Below are 26,736 nucleotides of genomic sequence, written 5' to 3'. Positions count from 1 at the left end.
ATGGAATTTATATATAAATATTTTAATGATAAATCACATATTATTATAAATTCCCCAAAACCAGAAGATTTAAATAGTTCGCAAGATATATTAGCAATATTACTTTATGAATTTCCAACATTAAATCCAAATTATATAAGAGTAAGTAATGTACATGATAATTTTGCTGTATGTGTTGGAGATAATGTTAATTTAAAAGGTAAAGTATTAATTCAAATTAAAAAATCTACTAAATTATTAAAAGGAGAAAATAAACATGCCACAACATGCTGAAACTATACCATTGAGTAACTATACTTTAATAAAATTAATAAGAACAGGTATAAGTCCAATTTTAGCAATGATTGGAACCAGTGCTTATTATGGACAATTAATAGGTAATCCAATATTAGGCTCAATTAATTCTTTATTATTTGGTAAAAAATTAGGTTTAGATATATGAAATTTAAATCAAAGACCTTCTTCTAAAACTAAATTTATTAATAGTAGTAAAAAAATATTATTAGGTTTAGGAACAATTAGTTTAGCAAATTATAGTAAGTTTTTAAATACTGTTATTACACCAATAGAACCTAGTACAACAATTAATCCAATAACAAGTACTATATCTCCTATAACTACTACAAGTACAACATCAACAACTGTTAATCCATTTCCAGATAATTTATTTAATAATAATTCTAATAATTTAATGGATTGAGATACTTATATTTCATTAAATGCTTATGGTATTTCAAATCTTATTAGTGGAATTACTGAATTAATACCTAATAGATTTGAACCAATAAGAAAAATAGCAAATATGGGTACTGGTGGGTGTTTAATTAGTAGTGGTGTAGCAATGGGTATTAATAATGATTTTAATAATGCTTATGCTATTCCTACAATAATAGCGGGTGCTAGTGAAATTATACATAATTTATTACCAATGAAAACAAATCATGATAGAGAAATGCAAGAAACTTCATTTATTGATAATGAAACTCAACCAATAATATCAGATGATAATAATTTTGATTGAGATAACTATGAAACAAGAGATACTATTAATGATTATGACCCTAATATTCAACGTAGTAATAGTTTATTTACTTTATAATGTTACCTTTAATTATTAGATTAATATATTCTGCATTAGCTAGTGATGATATTCGAGTATTAATTGTTAGTTTATTAAAAAATTATAGTAAAGATAATGGATTAAAATCAGTGTTAGATAGTGAAAATGTTTCTATTGAAGAATTAAATCAACCTTATTCAGTTTTTAATCCTAATATTGCTAAAAAATTATTATCTATTTTAAAACCTAATGAATTAACTATTTTAAAAACTGAATTAGATAAATTATTTGTTAATCCAATTAAAAAAGTTAATAATTTATTTAAAGATAATAAAACTAAAGATACTAAAGATTTAAATAATAAAGATGTAAAAGAAACTGATAATAAAGATGATAAAGGTTGAGTAATATTATCTAGTTCATGATTAAAAAAAGGTTTATTTTATAAATCTAATAAATCACTTAAATTAGGATTATTACAAGTTTTAATACAATCTGATACATATAAAAATAAACGTTGATATGGTCCATATACTTATCCTAATGTAAATGAAGAGACTTGAGAATTAATGAAAGTTCAAAAAGGTAAAAATGGTAGTGGTGCTGGAACAATATTTTGAAGATATTTTTTAAGGGGTTTTTTACCTTCACAAATACGTAAATATGTTAAGAAACAACTTAAAGAAGAGAAAGGTATTAGTAAAGGTAAACAACGCTATAATGTGCTTAAATCAACTAATATTAATGTATTAAAAACAACTGCATTTATTAATAGATTAGAACGTGGATTTTTTAAACTTAAAGAATTTAAAACTTTACCAAAAACTGAATTAGGTAGTAGAGCATGAAGAGTAGAAAGAAAAGAATATTTAAATTTTCATAAAACAAGTAGTACTACTAAAAATATAGGTATTTCTATTTATAAAAATAAAAGTAAATATAAAACATGAAAGTAGGTGATTATATGGATATAGATTTAACAAAACCTATTAAACCAATTGGTATATGAAATACTATTAATCCAATATCAAAAGATAATAAAGAATATAAAAAATTAAATAAAATTTGATTTAATAAAAATAGTACTCATATAGATAAAATCAAAATATTAATATCTAATATTTTAAAAATAACTAGTCATATTATTGGTATATTAATAACATTATTTTTTACAATAACACCATGATTACTACCTAAAATACCAATAGAAATGGGAATTGGAAGTTATACAACTCAATATAATTTTACTTGACCTGACCATTTGGTTTTAACTTTATTTCCAATGTTTAGTCATATAGGATTAAATCTAGCAACTAAATTAGGTAATTATGGAAAATTACTTAAATTTGGATTAATAATAATTCCAATTATTATTACAAGTCCTTATTTAATTTATCAATATCAACAAATTAAAAAACATAAAAAAGAATGTATTTTATGTAAAAATCATTCAAATAAAATTCAAATAGAAAAGGTGTAATAAAAAATGAATTTAACAGTATATTTATTAAGTGGAATTATAGGAGGAGCAGTTACTAGTGGTGTTATTATTACTTTTGTATTATCTATTATTTCAAAAAAAATTAAAAAAAATAAACAAGATATAGTTGCTAAAGAACTTAAAATTAATAAATTAATTGAATATATTATTTTAAATATTAAACAATTAAATGATAGATTACAATTAACAGAAACTCCTATTGCACAAAAATTAGATGCTTTTGATGTTGATGAAAAAGATTTTGAAGATTTTATTATTGCTCAAAAAGCAAAACGTCAAGAATTAACAAATAAAGATAAGAAAAAAGTAACTAAAATTAAAATTTAAAGGGTTTAAATACCCTTTATTTTTACATTAAGGAGTAAATTATGGCAATTAAAGACCCAATATTATTTATTACAGTTGAAGAATTTAAATTATCAAAATATTTTAATGAATTATTTTTTGATAAAGTAACTACTCCAGATAATGAAATTTGATTTGCAATATCTGTAGCTAGTAGTAATATTGATTATTTAAGTGGTTTTACTATTAGTAAAAAATGACCAGAAATAACACCAACAGATTTTACAAATAATGTTCAAACAGCAACTACTAATTATGTTAGATTTTTATTAACTAAAGATGTAGATTATTTACGTGGTCAAGGTTCAATTAGTCAAGGTGGATTAACTTATAGTGAAACTAATCCAGATGACCCTTATTTTATCCCACCCGAAGTATTTAATTATTTAAGAAAAATTAAAGAATATCCAAATATTAAAGGTTTTAATTTAAAAGGAATAGAACCACAAAAAAATAATTATTTTAATAAATTTATTTCAAATTGTGGAGAAGATAGTCCATTAAATGCATATATACCATATACTAATATAAAATCATTAGATATTAGAACTAAAATTACTATTACTAATACACAAAATATGTTAAGACCAGTTGTTAATATTGATACTAGAGGTATTAATACAAGTACTACAGTACCTGAATTTAAAAGTCCAAAAAAAACTATTAATATTAAATATGATAAAGAAACTCATATAGTTAATAGTGATGTTAGTGATAAAGTAATTTATTTTGATGACCTTGATGATAAAAAAAATGCTATTGAAATTTTAAAACATACTTTAGTACCTAATTTTATATATAAATGAGTTGCTTATAAAAATTTTAATCCGTTTACAGAAGATTACTCAAGTTATTTAAATGGAACTTTAATTCCAAAAAAATATGCAGATGATAAATTATTATTAAAACAAGATAAATTAATTGCAGGTACTAATATAACTATTAAAGATAATATTATTAGTGCTACTGGTGGTAGTGAACCGCCAGATTTAACTGATTATTATAAAAAAGAAGAAACTAATAATTTATTAGATAAAAAAGAAAGTATTGAAAATCATAATAATGATATAAAATCAGTAGAATTAAAAATTAGTCAACTTCATACTGAAGTAACTAATAATATGAATATTATAGTTTTAAAACAAAATATTAAAGATGATAATTTACAAACTACTGATAAAACTATTACTGGTGCTATTAATGAATTAAATAAAAGAACTAAACCTTTAAAACTTAAATCAAGTAGTTTAGAAACTAATGAAATAGAAGAAAATTATTGAGATATTGAATTTAAAAATAATCCAAATCCTACTCCGAGAATTCCAAAATGAAAAAAAGTAGGAAAATTAATAAAAAATAACACACAAATAGAATATGAATTAAAACCTAATAAAAAATATAAATTAACTTATAATAATGTAAGTAATCTTGAACCTTATTATAGTTATGCTCCAAAATTAGAAATTATATTTACACCACAATTATTACCAGACCAAGTACCACTTACTCCAAAAATATGTCATCTTTTTGGAAGTGTTAAAGGAAATTATGGAATTACTGGTGCAATTTATTTAAATAGTATTCCAGTTGGTACACGAGAAAGAAAAATTGTTTGTGTTACTATAATTGATTTATATAATTCATCTGGTTTATATTTACTAGAAGAATTACAGGAATAATATTATGAATAAAGAATTTACTTATTTAAATGAAATTAGTTATTGATTATTAAATAAAAGTGATTTTACTCATAGTGAATATAATCTTAGTGGTAGTAGATATTCTAGTAAAACATATAGTATAGCAGAAGAATTAGCAATATTAATAGTTATATCAATTAAAGTACAAAAATCAATTGCTATTTATGCATTTAGAAAATTAAATAAAGATATTAATGATTTAGTAAAAGAAATATATAATGCTTTAATAATAATTGGATTGAATGATTATAAAGACTTTACTTTAAAATACCCTAATAAGCAAGCAGACTTTCGTTTTAAAGGTTTTAAATCATTTATTAGGGTAATGGGTGTATATAGTAATTCAAATGATAGAATACCTTTAAAAGGTCTTTCTCGTAGTGAAATAAAAGGTTTTGATTTAGCAATTGAATGATGTGAAGAAGCAAATGAATTTAGTCAACAAGAATTTCAAGCAATAACATTTGCATTAGGTAATGCTAAAAAAAGAATAAAAATAAAAAGTTGTAATCCAGATAATATTTATCAATATTATATTGAATATATGAATAAAATTGTACCTTTTAATTTAGAAATAATGAAAGAAAAAAATGAACAAATTAAATCAATATTTGATAATAATATTTTTAAATTATTTCATTATAGTAATTGAAAAGTAAATGCTCATAATCTTACATTAGATATGATTAATGATTTAGAAGAATTAAAAGTATTAGATCCAATTAAAGCACAAAGTTGATATTATGGTGTACCAAGTATTTTACAAGGTGCTATTTTTGCTAGATATTTAGATAAAGTTAATACTAAATTAGATTTTCAAGTACAAAGATTAACTGGTGGTTTAGATATAGGTATGGCAACAAGTCCAAGTGGTCATCCTACATCTGCTTCATTATGATTTATTGGTGAAAATGATAATGGTAGAAGAGCACATAAAGAAAGTGAATTTTATCATAGTAATGTTACTATGCAATATAAAGATACTGATACTTTAGCAAATGATATTATTAATTATTATATTAATGAAAGTAAACGTTATATAGCAATGTTATTTGGTTTTACTTGTTATGTTGATTATGGTAATGGTGGGTTAGTATTTATTGATGTTTTAAAAAGTTGAGTTAAAAAACGTAATATAACATGATTAAAATTTATAGCAGTAGATAAATCAATTTTATATTTAAATGATAGAATTGATTTTACAACAATTTGTATGCTTAAAAATATTATTAGTTTTAATTGAGAAAGATGTCCAGAAACTAAAAGACAATATAGTTTAATGCAATGATTAGATAAAAAGAAATTAGATACTAATAATAGTCCGAAAATGTTAGATTTACATGATGATACTTGAGATAGTGATATGTATGCATTAATGCATGAAATGAAATGATTAATTAATGGTATTAATAATAAATTATTAATTAATAAAAATAATTTTGGTGGTGATTAATATGATAAATACAATGGAATATTTAAGTTGTGATAAAAAAGATTGATATATTGATATACCAATGATTATTGCTCAAAAATCAACTAAATTATGATTAGGTAAAGGATTTTTATTTAATTCAAGTAAAAAAGAAATATTAGATTATCTTAATGAAATGAATTTAAAAGATAAATGATTAGAAAAATTTTATAAATTTGGTTTACAAAATTCACTAATGGGTAAAGTATTTATTATGATTATAATTAATGAAGATAATAGTAAATCCCTTAAAATATTACCTAATAGTTTTTGTGGTAGAGTTGCTAAATATAATGAACAAGAACAATCAGCAGAATTTTATTTTATTAATGAACAAGCTGATAGTGCTACTTTAACTTGAGTAATAATACAAAATGGAAAAGTTAAATATGAAACATATAAAGATAATAATAAAGATATTATTTTAGGTTCTACAAGAACTAAATTAAAACCAAATATAACACCATTAAAAACTTATGAAATTAAAAATTCATTTAATTATATTCCTATTTTTGAAATAACTAATTTACCAATTATTAATTTATATGGTAATACAACTACTTTAAATGCATATCCAGATTGTACAGCAGTATGAGATTTAATATGAGATTTAAATCAAGTTATTAAGAAAAAAAGATTAGAAAGAGAATTTAATGTTACTACTTTATTTGCTGTATTAGATAATGAAACAGTTAAAGAAATGCAAGAAAATGGTAATATTATTGAAAATCCTAAAAAAGATATGATAGTTAATGTTGGTAGTGCTGGATATGATAAAAATGGGAATGGTAGTATGCAAATTATACAAGGTGACCCAAAATTTAGTGAATATTGATTAGATTATAATGGTACTGCTAAAGCAATATTTAATGGTTCTGGTTATGATTATGATGAACATGGTAATGATGTTTATACTAATAAAACACAAAGTATGTTTAATAATAAATTTGATATGGAAACAACAGAAATTAAAATAGCATTTTATAGTGCTTATTTTTATCGTATATTTGATTTACTTCTTATTAGTGAAAATTTATGAAATGGTATTGGTGAAAGACCTTATTCATTTAAATTTATACCTATAGCAATGACTGACCAAATAGTACAAGACCAAATTATTAATTCAAGATTAAATAATGGTACTATGACAGTAAGTGAAGCAATTGGTGAATATGATAATATTGACCAACTTATGGCAGAAAATAAATTTGAAAATATTATTACAGAAAATAAAAAATTAAATAAAGAATTAGGAGATAGTGAAAATGAGCAATCATCAACGAATTCAATTAATGAAACACGCACATCTAAATCTAAAGAGACAACAAGCAATAATTAAACGTTTAAGTCATTGAAAAATATTTCCATTTATAATTAATAATGGAGCAATACCTTTAACTGAAACTGGTTATAAACCTATTAATAGTAAAATTAGTGATTTTGGTCAATATGAATTAATACTTTCTGGTAATACTCCAGTTGTATGTATTTGAAAAAATAGTACTAAAATCTATCAAAAAAATAAAGGTATAACAGACCCAACTACTCATAAAACTACTGGACAAGACCAATATTATACTAAACAATATAAAATTGGTGATTATTGAAATGCTTATTTAATTGATGATACAAGTGGTGTAGATTTTGGTGGTTTACCTAATAATCAATTATTTAAAACAATTTCTACAACAAGACAATATATATTAGTTATGTTTGAAGAACAAATTACAGTAGATGATTATTTACAATTTTTTTGTGTATTTAATGATAAAAATGAAAATATTGGTGGTAATACTGGTAAAAATCAAGATAGACAATTATTATATATTTCAAATGTAACTAATTATTATAGTCCTTATAATGGTGAATTTAGTATGCAAGTATTAACTTTTAGTTCAGTTAATGATAGAGCAGTAGCAAGTGGTCAAAATACGCTTGATTATGTACAATATGCAAGTCCAGGTAGTGGTTATGCTTTCCCTACTATTCAAAATAGTTTAGTAACGTTAAATCGTACTTTAATGCGTGATATTGGAGTTAGATATAGTCATAGACAATCTTATGGTTTAGAATTATTATCTAGTTGTTATTATTATGGTAGACCTATAATACAAGGTCAAGCACCTAATCAAATTAATAATAATGAAATATTTGAACAAAAAGTATTTGCTTCAAGAAGATTATTTATTGCTGGTAATAATGACCATTCAAGTACATCAGTTAAAAATAATGGTGGTTTATTAGCAGGTATTAATGATAAAATAACTACTAATAGTCATCCAGAAACTACATTTTATAATTTAATGGATGCAAAACCTACTGGATATCTTAATTTTAAAAATTGAAAAGAATGATTATCAACTAGTTTAAATTTACAAGCAAATTTATTTGTTACAAAAGATTTTAAAGGTATGTTAGCATTTGATAAAACAAAAGCAACTAATAGTAATGGTACAGCAATTGGAGAAGCTAAATTCTTTTGAGATAGTGAATGAAATATTAATAATATCTCTGGTAATTATAATGTAGATATGTCTAGTAATTTTAAATATAAAGACCCAGATACTAATTTAATTATTGGTTCACCAACTGTAGATTATTCAAAAATAAGTCAAAAATATATGAGTGCTATATTAAATTTTAATTCAGTAGTATTTAGTAGTTTAATACAAATGCCTTATGATAGTGTACAATGATTACCTTTTGCTTCAAGTGATATACCATTAATTGGTAAATTATTAAATGTTTTAAGTTTAGGTATTCCAATTGGTTTTATTATTAATCAAAATAATCAACAATATAAAAAAATGTTATATTTTAATGGTTTTATGTCAGCATTTTTTACAAATAATTTAGAAAATATTATTGGTAATGGTGGTTTAATTCCATTAAATGCTTTTGCTAATGAAAATGCTTTTGCTATTGGTAAATTATTAGGTGCTAATGTTTCTACAACTGCTATGACTATGAAATTAACTGATAGAATATCAGTATATCCATGAGACCCTAAAACTGGTCATAAATTAAAAACAAAAGAACAAATAAGTACAGTTGATTTATCACAAAAGAAAAATAATAAAGTTTATATTTTAGCAGAAGATACTGAATTTTTAGATATAGCAAGTCCATTAACTAACTTAGACACAGAAATGCAATGAAATCCAACAAGTAATGGTGTTGGTGATAGTTCTAATTATGCATACATTATTGATACAATTGTAACTCAATCATTACATCAAGGTGAAGAAAGACATACATTTTATAGTGATAATCCATTTACTTATCAAGGTGATTATAATGAACTTTCAATAGCACAATTTAGATATAAAAATAAAGGAGCATTAACTAGTAATGCTTTTAATTGAACTACTTTATATAAATTAAATCATGATGAATATAAAGAAACTGAAGAAACTACATTTAGTTATCCAGCAAATATCTTACCACCAAGTCCACAAAATATAGCAAAACAAATAGTTATTATTCCAAGTAATCCAACTATAAAAATGGATTTACCATTAGAAAGTTTATTTAGTATAGGTAATGATAATAAGTTACAATATTCACCTTATAATTGAAATGATTATGTAGCACCAAAAATTAAACCCTTAGAAATAGATATTAATTTTAAAGATTATTTAGACCCTACATTATTAATTAATACTTTTAATGATTTAAAAAGATATTATAAAAGTATAGATGTATACTTAAGTTATGAATATGAAACAGATGAGTTTATTAATCATCAAACGGAAGGTTGTTCTACAAAAGAAATTTTTAAACCTTCTAAATCTCAAACCTTCGTTTTTTCAAGAGATTTAAAAGAATTATTAACATATAATAGTTCATTAAAATTAAAATATTATGAAGACCATAATATTACATATCATGGATTATATGCCGGATATTATGGTAATGGTAAAATAGGAATAGAAATTGATAGAAATGAAAATAATGTATATAGTGTTGAAAATACTTATATGCAATCTAGAATTGAAGATAATATTACTACACAAAGTATTGAAAATCAAAAAGACACAATATTAGGATTTTGTGATTTATCTGACAAAGAATTTAAGTGAAAAATACAATTATTACCAAATATTATGCAATTAGAAGTTTCTTGATTCAGTGAAAAAGCGGTTTTAGGTTTAACACAGTACATAAGATATTATAAATATTATAATTTAACTATTTCACAAATTATACTAAATTCAAGATAAACATGTTATAATAAACATATTAGTAGGAGGTTTAATTAAATGAATTGATTATTAGGAACAACTCATGAGATTATATTAGTTAAAATAGCAGTAATAGCAACTTTTTTTATGATAGTATTTTTAATACCTGCAGTATTATTATGTAACTCTATTGAAAAGAAAAAAAGTATTAAAAACAAAAGCGGAATTATTGGTATTTGTTTTTCTATATTAGTTTTTATGTGCATTATAATAGTTGCGTTAGCAACATTTACTAATATATTTTAGATTTTTTTGTTTATATTATTAAATATATTTGGTTTAATATTAGGTTGTTGATGATTATATAATAAAACAAAATAATATTCCCCCACAATCTTAAATATTAATGTATAATATAATTAATCTATTTATTTTTTCTTAGTAGTTTTGATAGATTAAATTTAAGGTTAAAAAGTTACTAGAAATAGTAACTTTTTTTATTATATTTTTGTATTATCAATTATTCATTTTTTAAATATGTTAATATGTGAATATAAAATAATAGTTTTTGCTAAGTTATCGTTCGGATGTGATTAAAATGGAAATTAATAAAGTAAAAGGATTATGTAAAGAAATCATAAAATTTTATGATAAAGAACAAAAAAATAAGAATATACCAAAAGAAATGCAAGAAAATATTAGTAATTTAAGATTACAAAAAATCTTATTATTTCTTTATTGTTATTATTGAAAAGAACTTAAAAAAGAAATAATAAATATTAATTTTTATGCTTGAACATATGGACCAGTAGTAAAACCATTATATAATTTTTTAAAAGATTGTGGTTCTAATGGGATAGATATTTATAGATTTCAAGAATTTGAAACTCCTAAATATAATAAAAAAATATTTCAAAAAATATTAAATCATTTAAGTCAATTTTCTACAATGAGATTAGTTAGTGCTTCACATGATACAGAACCATGATTAAAAACTCCAAATTCATCTGTTATTGATAATGAATTAATTAAGAAATGATTTGAACAAGATGTCCCTGAAATCAAATAAAAATAGACAAAAATCATTAAATATAAATTATCTATATTTAGTTATTAATCTCAATCAAATTCATTATTTACTCCTTATTTTTATAATATTCTTTAATTTCTTTTACTTTATTATTAAAATCTAATTGATGTTTTTTACACATTTTAAAAAATTGAACAGAAGTATTTTCTAAATCTGTAGATTGTAATTTAATTAATACTTTACTATTACAATCTTTACAAATACATTTTAATTTAGTTTTCATTTTATTTTTTCCTTACTAAATCAAGTAATAAAACAATAAAACAACCTAAATTTATTAATGCTATTATTGTAGAATTTATAATTATTAATATTTCTCATCAAACCATTATTTCACTTCCTTATTTAAATAATATCAACCAATTAATAAACTTTCTGCTTGGTCATGGTCTTTAATTTTAATATTTCAATTATGGTTCTTAATCATGAATTGAGAAAGTTCAATTGATAACTCTTTAGTTCAAGGTTTATAATTTCAATTATATTTAATTTCATCTAAACTTTGATATCATTTTCTTCATTCACTACTACTAACTAACATATCTTTAGTTAATAATTTATTAAATTGTCCAGCAATAAAACCACGTAAATGGTCTAATGTTTCTTTACCTTTACCAAATTTTGGATTAAATATCCCACGTTCAATTACTAAATATAAACTATAATCTGTTTTATCATCAATTAAACCTAAATTATTAGTTTGACATTGTAGAAAAACTATATTAATAAAATCAGTAAAATAATGATAATCTTTTTTAGAAAAATTAAGACTAGTTATTAATATTGGTATTTTATTTTCTCATAATGTAAACCCAGTATTTTTCATACTTGGATCTATTGAAAGTAAATAATTATTCATTACTAAATACTACCTTATCTAAATTATCAATATTAGTTTGTATTTGTTCATAATTAATATTTATTTCTTCTTTTGGTTCTTCAATAGATTTTAATTTAATTTCTTTATTATCATTATTTGGATTATCAACATACATTATATTTTCATTTTCTAATACTATTGCTTGATCAATTTGCATTGCTCTATCAATAATATTTTGATTTTCTAATTTAATACTAGGGTCTTTATTAATATCTCTAATAATTGCTTTAATAACTGTTTTAAGTGCCATAGCATTAAAACTAGTAGTTCATGGACTATTACCATTTGCTTTACTATATTTTTTTCTATGTTCTTCACATTCTTGTTTAGTCATACCTTTAATAAAAGTAATTATTTTACCTAAATAATTTTTAATAGAAATCATACCATAATAACCAATAATTATTTTATTTTCAAATATTTTACTAGGGTCTAATTCTCAACGTTGAGTTTCTTTATTAAAAATATGTTTATCAGTAATAATTTCTCTTTGAAAATCAATTACACAATTTGAACGTTGTAATAAAGTTAAAAAACCATCTTCTTGTATTTGTACTTGTAATTCATTATTATAAGGTATTAATGCTATTTCTTTTTTAATTGGATTATTACTTAAATCTAATTCAAATATAGTTACTAAAGTATTAATAACTGATTGTGGATTTAATGTTGATAATTTTTTATCATTTAATTTTGTTAATTCATAATAGTTAGTAAATTGTTGTATTTTTGATTTATCTATATTTTTAGGTAAAGTTAAATTTGCCATTAGTGATTTTCCTTTCAAAGTGCAATTGCCATTTCTCATTCATATACTAATTCATCTGTTATTTCTACTAATATTTTTTCTACATTATCTTTTTGAATTCAATAAATATAATGTGTATTTGATAAATTAAAACCATTATTTTTTAATATTCAATAATAAGCAGTTAATTGTAATATTGATTTTTCTTTATTTTCTTTATACATATTTGATAATGTTTTAAAATCAATTATTGTATATAAATTATTTTCTTTATAAATTAAATCTGGTGTTCCGGCAATAATATCATAAGTAAATACTTGTTCACATATATATTTAGTATTTACTTTAAATTCTTGTAAATTATTTAATAAATTTTCACAATATTGTAAATAATTTTTATTAAATAAATGTTGAATATTATTTAATAATTTATCTTTTATATTATTAATATTTATATTTTTAAAATATAATTCTGCTACTTTATGAACAGTTTCTCCTCTTAATCTAGCATTTTCTAATCTATCAAAAGGTATATTTTCATAAGGATTTTTATCTTCATATAAATAATATTGAATAATTTTAGAAACTGAGATTTTTTCTTCTTTATTTAAAAAATATTGATGTGTATCTTTTTTAAAAATTAAATTATTTTTTTGCTCGTTTAATTGCATTTTTAATTAAATTCCTTACAAATTCAGAAATAGTTATTTCTCTTTCTTTACAAAACTGTTTTAATTCTTGAAATTCAAATTCTTTAAATCTAATTATTAATACTTTATTTAGTAATTCTTCTTTTGGTATATTTTTTGGTGACATTATTATTCAACTCCTTTAATATCTAATTCCATTACTAATATTTCATAATGTTCAATATAAGCATTTTCTAATATATGATGTTTATAATTTTTATGAAAATTAATAGCATTTTCAATTGTAGAAAATATTTTTTGTTTTCTTTTATTAGTATAATTTACTTTATATTTTAATAAATAATTATATTGCATATTATTTTTCTCCTTTAACCTTTAATAATTTTTTTATAATGAATAATTACTTGTTCTAATTTATTTATTTTTTCATATGAAAAATAATCTTTCATAATTTTTAAATCACCATCATTATCAATTTCAAATTCTAATTCTTCATATTTACTATTAAATTCTTCTTGTAATTCTTCAAATTTATCTATTAATTTTCTTGCATTTTGTAATTCTAATTGATTCATTATCTTTTCTCCTTTAAAAATTTTCTAATTGTAATTCATTAATATAATAGTTATATAAACTATCATAGTTATCACTTGTTAAATATATATCTTCTTCAATCATATTATTATTATTAATACATTTATTACAATAATAAGAATTATCTATTTCACTAATTCAAATATATTTTTTATTATGTAATTTACATTTCATTATTTTTACCTATTAATTTATAAAAACAGTTATTACATGTTCTATTAGCAAATGAAGATTTTTTATAACAAATATCACAGTTATGAGTAATAATATTTCAATTAAGCATTTATATTAATTCCTTTCTTAATATTTTAAATAAAATATTTTATTATTATGAGTTACTAAATCTTTTAATGATGTTACTATATAATTTATTACTAAATCATTATGATTATATGGATTATTTATTTTAAAACTTTTTCTATCTTTTTCTCAGGTAATATTATATTTAAAACATTCTTCATTTTTTATTTGTCCAATATAATAACCATTATATTTTTTATAAAATTCAAGAGTAATTAATTTTTCAATCATTTTATTATTTATTATTGGTTTTTCTTTTAAATCTTCAATTTGAATATATTGTTTTAATAATTCTTTTAATTGCACACCATTTAATTCTTTTTTTATATTATCTTTAAAAACTCAATATATTCGTGTTTCATCAATATTAAAAGAATTTTTGTTAATAAAACATTTAGAAATTGATATTTTATATTCTCCAAATTCAATTATTATTGCACCATTATTTGTTTCTTTAATAATTTGGTCTTGTGAAAATTCTATTATCATTTTAAAAACCTTTCTTTTTATTTATTACTTTCTTTTTGTTTTTTATTATAAATAATTGCAATTCCTAATAATAAACCTATAAGATTTAAAGTAATAAATAATATTATTACTCCCATTGCATTATTATCATTACACATAAATAAACCCAGAGTTGTTAATATTATTCATGCAAAAATTCCTATTATTAATAATAATATGATTGTTTCAATACTCATTAATATTTCCTTTCTTTTTTTTCATATCAAATTTCTTTTAAATGTAATTCTAATTTTCAACAATAAATACAAATAACTTTATTATTTTTATCTTGTAAAAATATATTTTGAAAATAAAATAAATGTTTTATTCTATAAGTATCACAATAATTACAATAATATCTTTTAACAGTAAAATTATGTTTCATTTTAAAAACCTTTCTTTTTATTCAGCACCGCTACTTTTAGTAAGCGGTTGCTGTTTTTTTTATTTTCTTTTTTTAAAAATCTTATAAATAGGTTCTTGTTCACTGATAGTGACAAGACCTAAAAAAAATAAAAATATATTTACTAATTATTTAATTTATGTTAATATATAATTGATAAGGTATGTATTTATATATAACCCCCTTTATGTGTAATAATTTAAAAATAATTAAAGAACAGGGTTTATGGTTATTACATAATCTTGAAAAATTCTTTACTAACTCAATATAGAGACTTCAATTAATAGACAAATACATACAATAACAAATTCAATAAAAATTAATAAATTACTCTTTTATCCTGATATAGAAGTATTTTCATAAAGAACTCACAATTTGACTTCTACGACAGTATATTTAATTTAACAATTAAAAATGAGAGTATTATCTCTCATTTATATTTTTATTAAATTATAACTATTAACTTTATACGTCCTTTAATTTAGTAGATTTTTTAATTTGAATTAATACTTTACCTTTTAAATTAACATTATCTCCAACACATACAGCAAAATTATCATGTACATTACTTACTCTTATATAATTTGGATTTAATGTTGGAAATTCATAAAGTAATATTGCTAATATATCTTGTGAGCTATTTAAATCTTCTGGTTTTGGGGAATTTATAATAATATGTGATTTATCATTAAAATATTTATATATAAATTCCATAATTTAAGCCTTAGTAAATGTTAATTTAACTGTTCCATAATATTCTTTATTATCACCAGTCATAGTTGCACTTGTATTAGTAATATTAGTATATGTTGCTTTTTTAGGTTCAAATCCAACATTACCTATTTTTACTATTGCTATATCTAATTCATCACTAGTAGGATTATCACTAGCAATAGTAATGTTTCCTAAATCTTTATAATAAATTATATTTTGTAAATCTAAAATATTCATATTATCATAATCTGTTGATTGATAAGTAGCATTAACATTAGTTGGGTCTGTTTTATAATTTTTTGCTCTTGCTGTTTTAATTTCATCAATTGTTGGCATTTTTTCTTGAATAATATACATTAAATCTGGTCTAATTGCACTTGGTAATGCATATAATGCTTTCCCAATAATACGAATATTATCTGTTGCATTATCTAATTTATTTCTTACTTTTGTAAATGAAATAGGCATACCTCACATATATCTGTTATAAACTACACCAAATAAATTTAATAAATTATAATCTTTTTCTAAATGCATACCAGAAACTGTATCATGAATAAAATCTTGTTCTAAATAAAAACTTTCATAAAATTCCATACCCATAATTTGATTTGTATATCTTTTACCAGTTGCTAAAGTATTTGCAGCAATTTGACCATAATTTAATAATGTAAATGCTTTTGCCAAATTAAAACTACTATCAATACCACAAGCACCAGTTAAATCTGCTTTATTAATACCAACCGTAATATCATCTACTTTTTTAATTAATTTATTATTTCTTTCTCCAATTATATAATAAGCATTTAATGCTTGTTCTTTAGTCATATTATTTAAATTTAAAGGTAATACTAATGATTTAGCAATTACATAATCTTTGGTACCTTGTAAAAATATTAATTCAAAATTTTCTCTTAAATTTCTCATAAATGAACTTGTTCAATTTGAAACAATTTGAGTTGCTACATTTGCTGGTGAAGTCATAAATCTTTCAATATGAAATTCTGGAATATTAAAATCAATTGTTAATTCTTTATCAATAATTAATGTTGTTGTTTTAACTGTTCCTTTTTGTCTTTTAGTACCAGTAAATTCATCTCATGTTGAACCTCATAATACACGAACTGTTGCTCTATATATTGCCATTGCGACACCACTAATATTTGCTATTTGGTCAGCAGTAACAGTATTTCTCATAAATAAAGTACTTATTTCAGCAGTTAATTCACCACGAACTTGTGCTTCAAGTACACTTAAAACAGCATTTTCAGTAGGTGTATTACCACCAATAATAAATGCTTTAGGTATTTGTGGAATTGCCATTTTATCCTCTTTCTATTTAATAGATTTAAGTGCATTTCCTCTTGCTAAATTTACAAGTTTTTCTAATTCGTTAGGGTCAGTAATACCTGTAGTTTTTGCTTTTTCATTTAATTTTCTTTCTAATTCTTCTGGATTAATACTATTTGTATGTAAATCTAAAAGAGTTTTAGGATTAAAATCATTTGTATTAGGTTTATTTTCTTGTTTAAAAGATTCTGATATTTTATCAATAAGAAATTCTTTATAATCTTCATTTATTTTATTAAATGCTTCTTGTTTAGATAAAGATTTATAATTATCAGTACTCATTAAATTTTTAATTAAATTTACTTTTTTAGTATCTTTAATATTAGAAAATAATTGTTGCTCTTCATAACTATTAATTTTAGTTTCATATTCTTTTAATTTAGTTTAAGATATGTTACCCGATTGTCCTATTTCAAATCAAACTATTAGTAATATAATAAAAAATAGTAAATTTACTATTCAACCTTTAAAAGAAAAAATTAAAGTATTAGATAATCAAAAACTTCATATTGATATTGATGATTGTTATGAATTTTTAAGAAATGATTATGGAATAATAGAAAAACATTGTATTAAAATTTTTAATCTTTATACTCATAAAATTAATATTAGTAAAAATAGAAATAAATTATTAAATAAAACAACAGCATTTTTATTATATAAAAATGATGATAATATGTCACAAGATAAAGTATATAATTTTGTTTTTGAAACTATTAATAATAATTATGATATTAAAATAAATAGTTTAAAAGATTTAGAATCTCAAAATCTTAATTTAATAATTGCAGGTGATGGTGCATTATCAATAAGAGCAATGGCTAAATTATTAGGTGGTTATTATATATTAGATAAATTTCATGCTTTTAGTTATCTTTGAAAATCATTTGTTGGTAAAAGGGGAAAGAAAAAAGAATCTACTGATTGAACTAAGTATATAGATTCATCTGCTTCTTTTAAAAACGGTAATTATAATCAATTTATTAATATTTTAGAAAATAATGTTGATGAAAAAACATTTAATTATTTTAAAAATAATACTCAAGGTATTATTAATCAAGGAGCAGATTGAAATATTGGTTGTTATGCTGAAAGTACTGTTTTTCATTTAGTAAAGTCATTAAAAGGAAATGGTGCAAAAGCATATAATTCTAAAACATTTATTAATATGTTAAATGCAAGAGTAGCATATCTTAATAAACAAAATATTAGTTTTTAGTTAATATAAAATTAAATAAATATTTACCTAAATAGTTAGGAATTTTTAGATTAAAATAGTAAAATTAAAGTGATATTATTGTTTACAAGAATGATAATATATGGTATAATTACACTAACAATTAAAGATATATTTCTCTCATTGAAAGTATCTATACGTATATTTTATTCGCCCAATATTTAAATTCACTAATTGGTTCAAAAAAATATCGAAAAAGATTTTATAAAAATTATTAATGATTATCCGAAAGTAATTTCAGTTCTTCCATTATTATTAGCAGTTACAAAATTTGATATACCAGTTATTGATCAATACTTAATAACATATAATTTTAAAACAAAAAGTATGTCAAATAATGAATATGTTAATTTTATGAAAAAAACTAAGTTATTTGATTTTGTTATTTTCAAATAAATCAAATAACTTAGTAGATTATGTTACAGGTATTACTGTCGGTTTAGATTCTCATGCAAGAAAAAATAGAACTGGTTTTATTATGGAAAAGATAGTAGAAAATTTTATTAAAAAAACAAATTATGTTGAATTTTTTAATAAAATTAAGAAAATAGATATTGCTAATAAATATGGAATAGCTATAGATAAGTTATTAGTAGATAAAAATAATAAAGAAGCAGAAAAAAATTTGATTTTGTTGTTAAAACAAAAGAATGTTTATTTTTAATAGAAGTTAATTTTTATAATGCTGGTGGTTCAAAATTAAATAGTGAAGCTTCAAGATTTAAAACGCTATCTAAAACTATTAGTAAATTGGATAACATAACATTTGTGTGAATAACTGATGGTATAGGTTGAAAGACATCTAAACCTAATCTAAGAGAAGCATATGATGAAATAGAAAACTTTTATACTTTACTTGATTTAGAAAATGGAGTTTTAGAAAAACTATTTAAATAATTAATCAGACCAAAGGAGTAACCAATGAACAACTGAACAGCAGGTCTAAATAACCTAACCCTAACTCCAATCATGGAACAGCAATTAAAACAATATTACGAAATCTTAATTTCTGAAAATAAAAAATACAACTTAACTACTATCACTAAAGAAATTGATGTTTATTACAAACATTTTTATGATGCCCTTTTAATTACTAATGACATAATTTTAACAGACCAAAATCTTTGTGATGTTGGTAGTGGTGCTGGTATCCCTGGTATTATTCTAAAAATTTGCTTTCCTGATTTACAATTAACAATAGTTGAATCTAATAGTAAAAAATGTCAATTCTTACAACAAGTAGTAACGCTATTAAAATTAGAAAACGTTCATATTGTTAATCAAAGAGCAGAAGTATTTGCTCACCAATATCGTGAAACGTTTGATATTGTTACAGCAAGAGCTTTAGCATCACTAAATATTTTAAGTGAACTATGCTTAGCATTAGTAAAAATCGATGGTTTATTTATTGCCTATAAAGGTTTAAAAGTTGATGAAGAATTAACTCTTTCCCAAAACAGCATTAAAACTATGGGTGCCAAAGTAGTTAATCAATTTACTTATCAACTACCAAATGATTATGGTCAAAGAACATTAGTCCACTGTCAAAAATGTAAATTATGTGCCTTAAAATATCCAAGAACCTACCAACAAATTAAAAATAAACCTTTGTAAAGAATATTAATTTAATTTAATGTTAAACTTAAATAGTACTACTTAAATTAAAATATTAATAATTGGGTTTAGAAAGGTAGAATTTATGGGAAAAATTATTGCAGTTGCTAACCAAAAAGGTGGAGTTGGAAAAACTACCACTGCTACTAATTTAGCTGCTGGTATTGGCAGAGAAAATAAGAAAGTATTGTTAATTGATTTAGATCCGCAAGGTAGTGCTACCATCTCAATGGGTTTTGCTGGTGACACGATTGAAGAAGATATTTATGATGTTTTAGTCCATGATGTTAAAATTGAAAAAGTAATTAAAGTCAATGTTTGTCAAGGTGTTGACTTACTGCCTTCTACAATTTCCCTAGCTGGTGCTGAAATTTTCCTATTAGAACAATCACGTAATAAACGCAATATTTTATTAGAAAAATTAGCGCCCATTAAAAATAATTATGATTATATTATTATTGATTGCCCTCCCAGTTTAGGATTAGTTAATCGTAATGCATTAGCTGCTGCTAATTCAGTTATTATTCCCTTACAAGCTGAGTTCTATGCTTTAGGAGGATTAGTGCAGTTATTATCAACTATTAGATTGGTACAACAACTATTTAATCCAAATTTGGAAATTGAAGGAATTTTATTAACCATGGTTAATATTAGGACGACATCCTCAGTGGAAGTTATAAAAGAAATTGAAAAGAACTTTCGTGAAAAAGTTTATAAATGTTACATTCCACGTAATGTGACATTAAGTGAAGCGCCTAGTCATGGTAAAAATATTTTCACTTATCGTCCGAAATGTGTTGGAGCAATAGCATATAAAAATTTAGTTAATGAGGTGTTAAAAAATGAGTAATGAGAAAAAAAATCGTATTTCAACTAAAGGTTTATCTTCTATTTTTGGTGAAGGTTTAACAGAATTAATAACTAATATTGAAAGTTCACCAGAAATGGCCAATTTTTATGCGCAAACTATTTTATTAAGCAAAATTGTTCCTAATCCTTATCAACCACGGATGATATTTAACAATCAAGAAATCCTAGAACTAAGTCAATCAATTAAAGAACATGGCTTAATTCAACCGATTATTGTTAAAAAAACTTTAACAGATGGTATTTATCAATTAGTAGCTGGTGAAAGACGAACTAAGGCTGCAAAATTAGCAGGATTAGAAACAATTCCTGCTATTATGATTGAAGCAACTGACCAACAATTAATGGAATTTGCTTTAATTGAAAATATTCAAAGAGTTGATTTAAATGCCTTTGAAGAAGCACAAGCTTATCAAACATTAATTAGTAAAATGAAGTGAACACAAGACCAATTAGCACAAAAAGTTAATAAATCACGTAGTCATATTGCAAATACTTTACGAATTTTACAATTACCAGCTGAAATTTTACAAATGGTACAACGTAATGAATTAACAATGGGACATGTAAAACCATTACTAAGTTTAGGAACTAATGTTCAATTAATGTTAAGTATTGCCAAGCAGGCATTAACTGACCAATGAAGTGTCCGTAAAGTTGAAAATGTTGTTAAAATGCAACAAGTAAGTATGAATAAAGGTAAGAATAAACATAAAAATGATGATATTCATTTATTAGATTTAGAAAGAAATTTAACTAGAACTTTAAATACACGTGTTAAAATTAAAAATAACCAATTAGTGATTACTTATCTTAATAATAATGATTTAAATCGTATTTTAAAATTTTTAAAACTAATATAAATATTAAAAACTGGTATTAACTTTTAAAAGTTAATACCAGTTTTATGATTAAAATGGTTGTTTGCTGAATAATGCGGGTAATAAATGATTTACATTAGCATGGATAACGAGTAGCATAATACAAGCGAATAGAATTGAGATTCCAACCACGATTTTGTTGGCACCAAGAATAATTGCCATTTTCGTTGGTAGGTTATGGTTATGGTCTTTGCGGTATTTATTTTTCATAATTTACCTCCTAGTGAAAATAAAAAATCTTTTAATCTCTCATCAATTATAACACATTGAAAACTATAAAATGAGACTTATTTTGGAATAGAGTAAAAGATTTGCCTATAAATTATTCTATTAAGAAGACAAGTTTCCTTAGTTAACTTTATGTCCATTTATTTTTATCAGTTGCATCAACAATTCTATTTCACACACTTTTACTCTCATTATTGTAGTTTTGTTAAAGAAGGTTTCTAATAATTACATAGGTAAAGTTGGATAGGGTCATCTCTATGTTGGATAAAATAAGCATATTTAACACTATAAGTATACAATTATATATATATATATATATATATAATTGTGATTGCCTGTGGGGATACTAAAGCGCCAGATGTCACTGACGAACCCCTATCAGCAACTGCCAAAGAAAAAATTCAAACTGAGTTTGCAAATTTGGTTAATGACGGACAAAATCTACGAACAGTTGGTGATATCACAAATGGTGATAAAATTATGAAATATTTAGAAAAAATTGGTCAAATATCAGATACAGTTATTAATCGAAATGATAGTTCAGAAACAGTTACTGGTTTCTTAGAAGTTCTAACAGAGCAAGTTAAAAATATTAGTAATAACCTAGTAACAAAATATCCAGAATTAAAACCATTATTTAATGGCATTAATCCCAACGATATTTTAACAATAAATACCGATGGCTTAGATAAACTATTGACTAACAAACAATTTGAATGAAAGAATAATGATTTTGGTCAAGGTTTTGATGCGAAAGAAGATTATGGTGTTACTGATTGGTATCATATTACTGCTGATTTAAAGTTAAATTTCACATGTTTAGGTGAAAATACCGAACCATTACTAGCGATATTACTCAATCATACGAGATGTACTTTGACAATCAAGGTTCTGATTTAAGTAAAGCTGTTACTTTTAATTTTCAAAAAACTTTAAAAGATTTTATTGCAGAATTAAAAGTTACTGTTTCTAGTGATAATGATGTAACTAGTAAAGCAAAAAATTAATAATCCTAAAGTAGATATTAAAAATATCGTTTTTAATAATAAAGAATTAAAAGTATTAAACAATACTGTTATTAATGGTAATTATTATGCAACTAGTCGAGCTATGTATGAAACTTATAGTAAATCTACAGTTGATAAAGCAATTGGTTTATTAAAGAATTATTTAACATCTAATGTAACACTATTTGCTACTAATTTAGATAAGTGAATCACTCGCCCTATTACAGTAAATAAAGACAATATTAATGAATATGGACCTGTTACTATTGATGATTGAAGCATTTCTGGTTTAACATTGAAGTCTATAAATTTAGACTTTATTAAAGTTCGTACTGACCAGACACAAAACAAATGGGCAGAACAAACAGCAACAGCATTAGGCACAATATTTTGTTCAAAAGGTACGTTTGCTCAAGGTCGTATTAATTTATCTACTGGTTGAAATTTAACTATGTATATAAACCCGGCAGATTTTGATAATTTTGTTTCTAACGATAGCAAACTAAGTGATATTAGTACCTATATTAGTGAAAAAATAAACAATAATGCCAAAAAAGAACACATCATTACAAATAATATTTCAACATCTTTAAATGGTTTGTGGTATAAAAACCCTAACTTAAGCAATTCTGGAATTGTGACAAAGGTAGATGATAAGACATTCAAAATTATTAGGGGACGAGGTCGTATGATTTCATATAATTATCTTAAGATATTCTATGAATACACTTCTTTTGCATGTGGTAATATTAAAAGTGTTGTGGGTGATAATCTTTCTTTCAATAATTGAATTATTAAAAGAGCAGATACTGATGTTTGATAATTTAAAGGACATCCAAAGGCTTTCCAATTATTTGGTAAGGCCAACAATGGTGTGTTATAAATAAGTGTTAAAAATAAAATAACTGATATTTTCAGTATCAGTTATTTTATTTTTAATTAACCCTCCCATAAAACTTTATTTATTCCCTTTTATTTTTCCCTTAAAATCTTTACATTTTATATGATACCATATATTATATAACTAAAAAGAAACAGGTGTATAATATGTTAACTGCTGGTATCGTTGGATTACCTAATGTTGGTAAATCAACGCTTTTTAAAGCCATTACCAACTCTCAAGTATTAATTGAAAACTATCCATTTGCCACTATCAAACCAAATGTTGGTAGCGTTCCTGTCAATGATGAACGATTTAAAAATTTACTTAAAATTTTTAATCCCCAAAAAATTGTACCAACTATTTTAGAAATGCACGATATTGCTGGCCTTGTTCGTGGTGCTAGTAAAGGTGAAGGTTTAGGTAATGAATTCCTTGGGAATATTAGAACTGTTGACGCAATTTGTGAAGTAATTCGTTGTTTTGATGATGCTAATGTTAGTCATGTGGAAGGTGAAATTAACCCTATCAATGACTTCGAAACTATTGAATTAGAATTAATTTTTGCTGACCAAGAAGTAATTAGTAAAAGAAAAGAAAAAGTTCGTAAAAAAGCTGAAATCACAAGAGATAAAAAAGTGATTGCTGAAGTTGCATTGTTAGAAAGGATTAATGAAAAGTTAAACCAAGAAATTGCTATTCGCGATCAAGGATTAAGTGATGATGATTTGGAGACGATTAAATCATATAATTTTTTAACTGCTAAACCATTAATTATTATTGCTAATATTGGTGAGAATGATCTAGAAACTAAAACTAATAAATATGTTGAAATATTAAAAACATACATGAATAAGAAAAAGATTGAAGTAATTGTTGTTTGTGCTAAAACTGAATGTGAACTATCAGAACTAGAACCAGAAGAAAAAGCAGAAATGTTTAAAGAATTAAATATTTCTAATTCAGGAATTAATCAAATTGTTGTTGCTACTTATCAATTATTAAACTTAGCAACCTTCTTTACAGTAGGCCCCAAAGAAGTTCATGCCTGGACTTTTATTAAAGGTATGAAAGCACCACAATGTGCTGGTATTATCCATACTGATTTTATGAAAGGTTTTATTAGAGCCGAAGTTTATAACTATCAAGATTTAATATCATTTGATAGTGAGAAGAATGTTAAAGATCAAGGTAAACTACGTGTTGAAGGAAAAAATTATATTTTTCAAGATGGTGATATTTGTCACTTCCGCTTTAATGTTTAAATTAATAATATAAAGTCTAATAGTTTTGTTATAATTAATACGAAAAAACTATTTAAAAAAGGAGAACTTATTTATGTTAAGTAGCGATTTACAAACGTTTAATCCTGTTGAGTCTAATGAAGATAATTATACTGTTAACAAAAAGACTAAGCGTTTTGATTTAATAAAAAAATTAAAATTAGCCCGTGGTTTATTATTTTGGGGTCCTATTGCCCATATTGCTGGTAGTGTTATTTTTCTAATATTGTTATTAGTAGATGCTATTGTTGGTAAAAAGTTAGGTTTTGAATTAAATAAATTAGAATTAGCATTATCGTTATCATATGTAGGAATTGCAGTTTTAATTGATATTATTTGTTTCATGTTACCAGCTAAGAAATTGAAAAAGAAACGTTCAATTCGTATCATTGCCATTTTAACTTTAATTTTATCAACTTTGATTTTAAGTGGTAGTTTTGTGTTTTGAGCAATACCTGTATTATTATTTTTTTCTTTGATAACATTAGTTATATGGATATGTGAAATTATTGCAGCTATTATGCTAATCTTAGTAGTTGAAGAATTGCCAAATCAAAAATAAAAAAAGTAGGAGTGTAATAATGAACAAGACAGATTTAGAAAAACTTGAAACTAAAAAACCAGTTTTTTTCCCTTATGAAAGGAAAATAAAGAAAGCATATTTTGTCTACTTAGGAGTTTGTGTTGTACCTTTTATATGAAGTTTTATTTTTTCATTATTCGCTACTATTAATGTTGCTAAGTATCAACTTTATGATTTAAGTCTGACAGATTTTAAATATAATATTTTAAATCTATTGTATACTCCTGTGCTTTGTTTATTTTTATTAATAATTAGTATGCTCCTATTAACTTTTGCTCCTAAGGTAAGTAATATTTCTTCTAAGTATAGTAATCGTATGTTTTATATTGCCTTTTGATTTTTAATTCTTAGCATCATGTTAAGTTCAGAAGTACAATTAACTTATACTTCGCAATCAGAAATTTTAAAAAGTACTCATTACAATTGAATTAATCCCATTGTTGCCCGTATCTTTATTATCATTAGTATCTTTTTAATTTTGGTTGTTCAAGTTTACTTTTGAATTATGCGTCGTAAATTTACTTTTATGAATTCAGACTACGAAATTTATACTAATCGTAGTATGATAAAACAAAATTATAAAATCAAAAAACAAGAATTAATTCGTGAAAAGAAACAAAAAAAGTTTTTACTTAAAGCAAATAAAAAGTAAGGAGAAT

39 protein-coding genes are annotated in these 26,736 nt (G+C 22.9%); 24 read left to right on the top strand and 15 right to left on the bottom strand.

What is annotated here, in order from left to right; all coding sequences use genetic code 4:
- From AAHM98_RS07485 to AAHM98_RS07435, 11 genes are all read left to right on the top strand, one after another.
- Complete coding sequence (locus tag AAHM98_RS07485) at positions 1 to 291, top strand: hypothetical protein (protein ID WP_342275923.1); 291 nt, start codon at positions 1 to 3, stop codon at positions 289 to 291.
- The gene (locus AAHM98_RS07480) at positions 257 to 1,099 is read left to right on the top strand and encodes a hypothetical protein (protein ID WP_342275924.1); all 843 of its coding nucleotides are present in this window, start codon (positions 257 to 259) and stop codon (positions 1,097 to 1,099) included. Before AAHM98_RS07485 ends, AAHM98_RS07480 begins: the two co-directional genes overlap by 35 nt.
- Complete coding sequence (locus AAHM98_RS07475) at positions 1,099 to 2,016, top strand: hypothetical protein (protein ID WP_342275746.1); 918 nt, start codon at positions 1,099 to 1,101, stop codon at positions 2,014 to 2,016. Before AAHM98_RS07480 ends, AAHM98_RS07475 begins: the two co-directional genes overlap by 1 nt.
- An 8-nt stretch (positions 2,017 to 2,024) precedes the next feature.
- Positions 2,025 to 2,540: a hypothetical protein gene (locus AAHM98_RS07470; RefSeq protein ID WP_342275917.1), complete on the top strand. Its 516-nt coding sequence runs from the start codon at positions 2,025 to 2,027 to the stop codon at positions 2,538 to 2,540.
- Positions 2,541 to 2,546: 6 nt separating this feature from the next.
- Positions 2,547 to 2,888: a hypothetical protein gene (locus AAHM98_RS07465; protein ID WP_342275748.1), complete on the top strand. Its 342-nt coding sequence runs from the start codon at positions 2,547 to 2,549 to the stop codon at positions 2,886 to 2,888.
- Between the two features lie 41 nt (positions 2,889 to 2,929).
- Entirely contained in the window at positions 2,930 to 4,585 is a 1,656-nt protein-coding gene (locus AAHM98_RS07460) for a hypothetical protein (RefSeq protein WP_342275926.1), read from the top strand.
- Positions 4,586 to 4,589: 4 nt separating this feature from the next.
- A complete protein-coding gene (locus AAHM98_RS07455; protein WP_342275927.1) occupies positions 4,590 to 6,059 on the top strand; it encodes a hypothetical protein in 1,470 nt (489 codons plus the stop codon).
- A gap of 1 nt (position 6,060) precedes the next feature.
- Positions 6,061 to 7,416: a hypothetical protein gene (locus tag AAHM98_RS07450; RefSeq protein ID WP_342275928.1), complete on the top strand. Its 1,356-nt coding sequence runs from the start codon at positions 6,061 to 6,063 to the stop codon at positions 7,414 to 7,416.
- Positions 7,370 to 10,300 (top strand): hypothetical protein, encoded by a 2,931-nt coding sequence (locus AAHM98_RS07445; RefSeq protein WP_342276221.1) that lies wholly within the window; start codon positions 7,370 to 7,372, stop codon positions 10,298 to 10,300. Before AAHM98_RS07450 ends, AAHM98_RS07445 begins: the two co-directional genes overlap by 47 nt.
- 39 nt (positions 10,301 to 10,339) lie before the next feature.
- Positions 10,340 to 10,567, top strand: a complete 228-nt coding sequence (locus AAHM98_RS07440; RefSeq protein WP_342276220.1) for a hypothetical protein — start codon at positions 10,340 to 10,342, stop codon at positions 10,565 to 10,567.
- 292 nt (positions 10,568 to 10,859) lie between these two features.
- Positions 10,860 to 11,330 (top strand): Panacea domain-containing protein, encoded by a 471-nt coding sequence (locus AAHM98_RS07435; RefSeq protein ID WP_342275932.1) that lies wholly within the window; start codon positions 10,860 to 10,862, stop codon positions 11,328 to 11,330.
- A gap of 67 nt (positions 11,331 to 11,397) precedes the next feature.
- On the opposite strand, the gene AAHM98_RS07430 is transcribed toward AAHM98_RS07435, so the two are convergent.
- From AAHM98_RS07430 to AAHM98_RS07365, 14 genes are all read right to left on the bottom strand, one after another.
- Positions 11,398 to 11,574: a hypothetical protein gene (locus AAHM98_RS07430; protein ID WP_342275753.1), complete on the bottom strand. Its 177-nt coding sequence runs from the start codon at positions 11,572 to 11,574 to the stop codon at positions 11,398 to 11,400.
- A gap of 105 nt (positions 11,575 to 11,679) precedes the next feature.
- A complete protein-coding gene (locus tag AAHM98_RS07425) occupies positions 11,680 to 12,210 on the bottom strand; it encodes a hypothetical protein (RefSeq protein WP_342276219.1) in 531 nt (176 codons plus the stop codon).
- Entirely contained in the window at positions 12,203 to 13,000 is a 798-nt protein-coding gene (locus AAHM98_RS07420) for a recombinase RecT (protein ID WP_342276218.1), read from the bottom strand. Before AAHM98_RS07420 ends, AAHM98_RS07425 begins: the two co-directional genes overlap by 8 nt.
- Positions 13,000 to 13,650 (bottom strand): PD-(D/E)XK nuclease family protein, encoded by a 651-nt coding sequence (locus AAHM98_RS07415; RefSeq protein WP_342276217.1) that lies wholly within the window; start codon positions 13,648 to 13,650, stop codon positions 13,000 to 13,002. Before AAHM98_RS07415 ends, AAHM98_RS07420 begins: the two co-directional genes overlap by 1 nt.
- On the bottom strand, positions 13,625 to 13,795 hold the full coding sequence (locus AAHM98_RS07410; RefSeq protein ID WP_342276216.1) for a hypothetical protein: 171 nt from the start codon (positions 13,793 to 13,795) through the stop codon (positions 13,625 to 13,627). The genes AAHM98_RS07415 and AAHM98_RS07410 overlap by 26 nt, the downstream gene beginning before the upstream one ends.
- A 2-nt stretch (positions 13,796 to 13,797) precedes the next feature.
- The gene (locus AAHM98_RS07405) at positions 13,798 to 13,983 is read right to left on the bottom strand and encodes a hypothetical protein (protein WP_342275906.1); all 186 of its coding nucleotides are present in this window, start codon (positions 13,981 to 13,983) and stop codon (positions 13,798 to 13,800) included.
- Positions 13,984 to 13,997: 14 nt separating this feature from the next.
- A complete protein-coding gene (locus AAHM98_RS07400; RefSeq protein ID WP_342275759.1) occupies positions 13,998 to 14,204 on the bottom strand; it encodes a hypothetical protein in 207 nt (68 codons plus the stop codon).
- 13 nt (positions 14,205 to 14,217) lie between these two features.
- On the bottom strand, positions 14,218 to 14,397 hold the full coding sequence (locus tag AAHM98_RS07395; protein ID WP_342276215.1) for a hypothetical protein: 180 nt from the start codon (positions 14,395 to 14,397) through the stop codon (positions 14,218 to 14,220).
- Positions 14,398 to 14,523: 126 nt separating this feature from the next.
- Positions 14,524 to 15,012 carry a hypothetical protein gene (locus tag AAHM98_RS07390; RefSeq protein ID WP_342276214.1) on the bottom strand — a complete coding sequence of 163 codons (489 nt, stop codon included), beginning with the start codon at positions 15,010 to 15,012 and terminating at the stop codon, positions 14,524 to 14,526.
- Positions 15,013 to 15,029: 17 nt separating this feature from the next.
- Positions 15,030 to 15,227, bottom strand: a complete 198-nt coding sequence (locus AAHM98_RS07385) for a hypothetical protein (RefSeq protein WP_342276213.1) — start codon at positions 15,225 to 15,227, stop codon at positions 15,030 to 15,032.
- Positions 15,227 to 15,415 carry a hypothetical protein gene (locus AAHM98_RS07380; RefSeq protein WP_342276212.1) on the bottom strand — a complete coding sequence of 63 codons (189 nt, stop codon included), beginning with the start codon at positions 15,413 to 15,415 and terminating at the stop codon, positions 15,227 to 15,229. The genes AAHM98_RS07385 and AAHM98_RS07380 overlap by 1 nt, the downstream gene beginning before the upstream one ends.
- Positions 15,416 to 15,898: 483 nt before the next feature.
- Positions 15,899 to 16,147 carry a hypothetical protein gene (locus AAHM98_RS07375; protein ID WP_342276211.1) on the bottom strand — a complete coding sequence of 83 codons (249 nt, stop codon included), beginning with the start codon at positions 16,145 to 16,147 and terminating at the stop codon, positions 15,899 to 15,901.
- A 3-nt stretch (positions 16,148 to 16,150) separates the two neighbouring features.
- A complete protein-coding gene (locus AAHM98_RS07370; protein ID WP_342276210.1) occupies positions 16,151 to 17,470 on the bottom strand; it encodes a hypothetical protein in 1,320 nt (439 codons plus the stop codon).
- 12 nt (positions 17,471 to 17,482) lie between these two features.
- The gene (locus tag AAHM98_RS07365) at positions 17,483 to 17,779 is read right to left on the bottom strand and encodes a hypothetical protein (protein WP_342275921.1); all 297 of its coding nucleotides are present in this window, start codon (positions 17,777 to 17,779) and stop codon (positions 17,483 to 17,485) included.
- 109 nt (positions 17,780 to 17,888) lie between these two features.
- Between AAHM98_RS07365 and AAHM98_RS07360 the strand changes: the two genes are divergently transcribed.
- The 7 genes from AAHM98_RS07360 (at position 17,889) to AAHM98_RS07330 (ending at position 22,078) form a co-directional block, all read left to right on the top strand.
- Entirely contained in the window at positions 17,889 to 18,716 is an 828-nt protein-coding gene (locus AAHM98_RS07360; RefSeq protein WP_342276209.1) for an Mbov_0401 family ICE element transposase-like protein, read from the top strand.
- A gap of 192 nt (positions 18,717 to 18,908) precedes the next feature.
- Positions 18,909 to 19,130, top strand: a complete 222-nt coding sequence (locus tag AAHM98_RS07355; protein ID WP_342276208.1) for a DpnII family type II restriction endonuclease — start codon at positions 18,909 to 18,911, stop codon at positions 19,128 to 19,130.
- Positions 19,108 to 19,398 carry a DpnII family type II restriction endonuclease gene (locus AAHM98_RS07350; protein ID WP_342276207.1) on the top strand — a complete coding sequence of 97 codons (291 nt, stop codon included), beginning with the start codon at positions 19,108 to 19,110 and terminating at the stop codon, positions 19,396 to 19,398. The genes AAHM98_RS07355 and AAHM98_RS07350 overlap by 23 nt, the downstream gene beginning before the upstream one ends.
- Positions 19,389 to 19,631, top strand: coding sequence for a DpnII family type II restriction endonuclease (locus AAHM98_RS07345; protein ID WP_342277256.1), 243 nt, complete (start codon positions 19,389 to 19,391; stop codon positions 19,629 to 19,631). The genes AAHM98_RS07350 and AAHM98_RS07345 overlap by 10 nt, the downstream gene beginning before the upstream one ends.
- A gap of 24 nt (positions 19,632 to 19,655) precedes the next feature.
- A complete protein-coding gene (gene rsmG, locus AAHM98_RS07340) occupies positions 19,656 to 20,348 on the top strand; it encodes a 16S rRNA (guanine(527)-N(7))-methyltransferase RsmG (protein ID WP_342276206.1) in 693 nt (230 codons plus the stop codon).
- 85 nt (positions 20,349 to 20,433) lie between these two features.
- Complete coding sequence (locus AAHM98_RS07335; RefSeq protein WP_342276205.1) at positions 20,434 to 21,198, top strand: AAA family ATPase; 765 nt, start codon at positions 20,434 to 20,436, stop codon at positions 21,196 to 21,198.
- Complete coding sequence (locus tag AAHM98_RS07330; RefSeq protein ID WP_342276204.1) at positions 21,191 to 22,078, top strand: ParB/RepB/Spo0J family partition protein; 888 nt, start codon at positions 21,191 to 21,193, stop codon at positions 22,076 to 22,078. Before AAHM98_RS07335 ends, AAHM98_RS07330 begins: the two co-directional genes overlap by 8 nt.
- A gap of 48 nt (positions 22,079 to 22,126) precedes the next feature.
- Here the strand turns inward: AAHM98_RS07330 and AAHM98_RS07325 are convergent, their stop codons facing one another.
- Entirely contained in the window at positions 22,127 to 22,306 is a 180-nt protein-coding gene (locus AAHM98_RS07325; protein ID WP_342276203.1) for a hypothetical protein, read from the bottom strand.
- A gap of 345 nt (positions 22,307 to 22,651) precedes the next feature.
- On the opposite strand from AAHM98_RS07325, the gene AAHM98_RS07320 reads away from it, so the two are divergent.
- The 6 genes from AAHM98_RS07320 to AAHM98_RS07295 all read left to right on the top strand — a co-directional run bounded on the left by AAHM98_RS07320 (position 22,652) and on the right by AAHM98_RS07295 (position 26,729).
- Complete coding sequence (locus AAHM98_RS07320) at positions 22,652 to 23,224, top strand: hypothetical protein (protein ID WP_342276202.1); 573 nt, start codon at positions 22,652 to 22,654, stop codon at positions 23,222 to 23,224.
- A complete protein-coding gene (locus AAHM98_RS07315; RefSeq protein ID WP_342276201.1) occupies positions 23,194 to 23,331 on the top strand; it encodes a hypothetical protein in 138 nt (45 codons plus the stop codon). Before AAHM98_RS07320 ends, AAHM98_RS07315 begins: the two co-directional genes overlap by 31 nt.
- 103 nt (positions 23,332 to 23,434) lie before the next feature.
- Complete coding sequence (locus tag AAHM98_RS07310) at positions 23,435 to 24,154, top strand: hypothetical protein (protein WP_342276200.1); 720 nt, start codon at positions 23,435 to 23,437, stop codon at positions 24,152 to 24,154.
- Positions 24,155 to 24,378: 224 nt separating this feature from the next.
- A complete protein-coding gene (gene ychF / locus AAHM98_RS07305; RefSeq protein ID WP_342276199.1) occupies positions 24,379 to 25,476 on the top strand; it encodes a redox-regulated ATPase YchF in 1,098 nt (365 codons plus the stop codon).
- Positions 25,477 to 25,549: 73 nt separating this feature from the next.
- Positions 25,550 to 26,056, top strand: coding sequence for a hypothetical protein (locus AAHM98_RS07300; protein WP_342276198.1), 507 nt, complete (start codon positions 25,550 to 25,552; stop codon positions 26,054 to 26,056).
- A gap of 19 nt (positions 26,057 to 26,075) precedes the next feature.
- On the top strand, positions 26,076 to 26,729 hold the full coding sequence (locus AAHM98_RS07295) for a hypothetical protein (RefSeq protein ID WP_342276197.1): 654 nt from the start codon (positions 26,076 to 26,078) through the stop codon (positions 26,727 to 26,729).
- Positions 26,730 to 26,736 lie beyond the last annotated feature (7 nt).

The organism is Spiroplasma endosymbiont of Nebria brevicollis, from assembly GCF_964030895.1.
Classification (GTDB): domain Bacteria; phylum Bacillota_I; class Bacilli_A; order Mycoplasmatales; family VBWQ01; genus Spiroplasma_E.
This window is presented reverse-complemented; position numbering and strand designations above follow the sequence as displayed.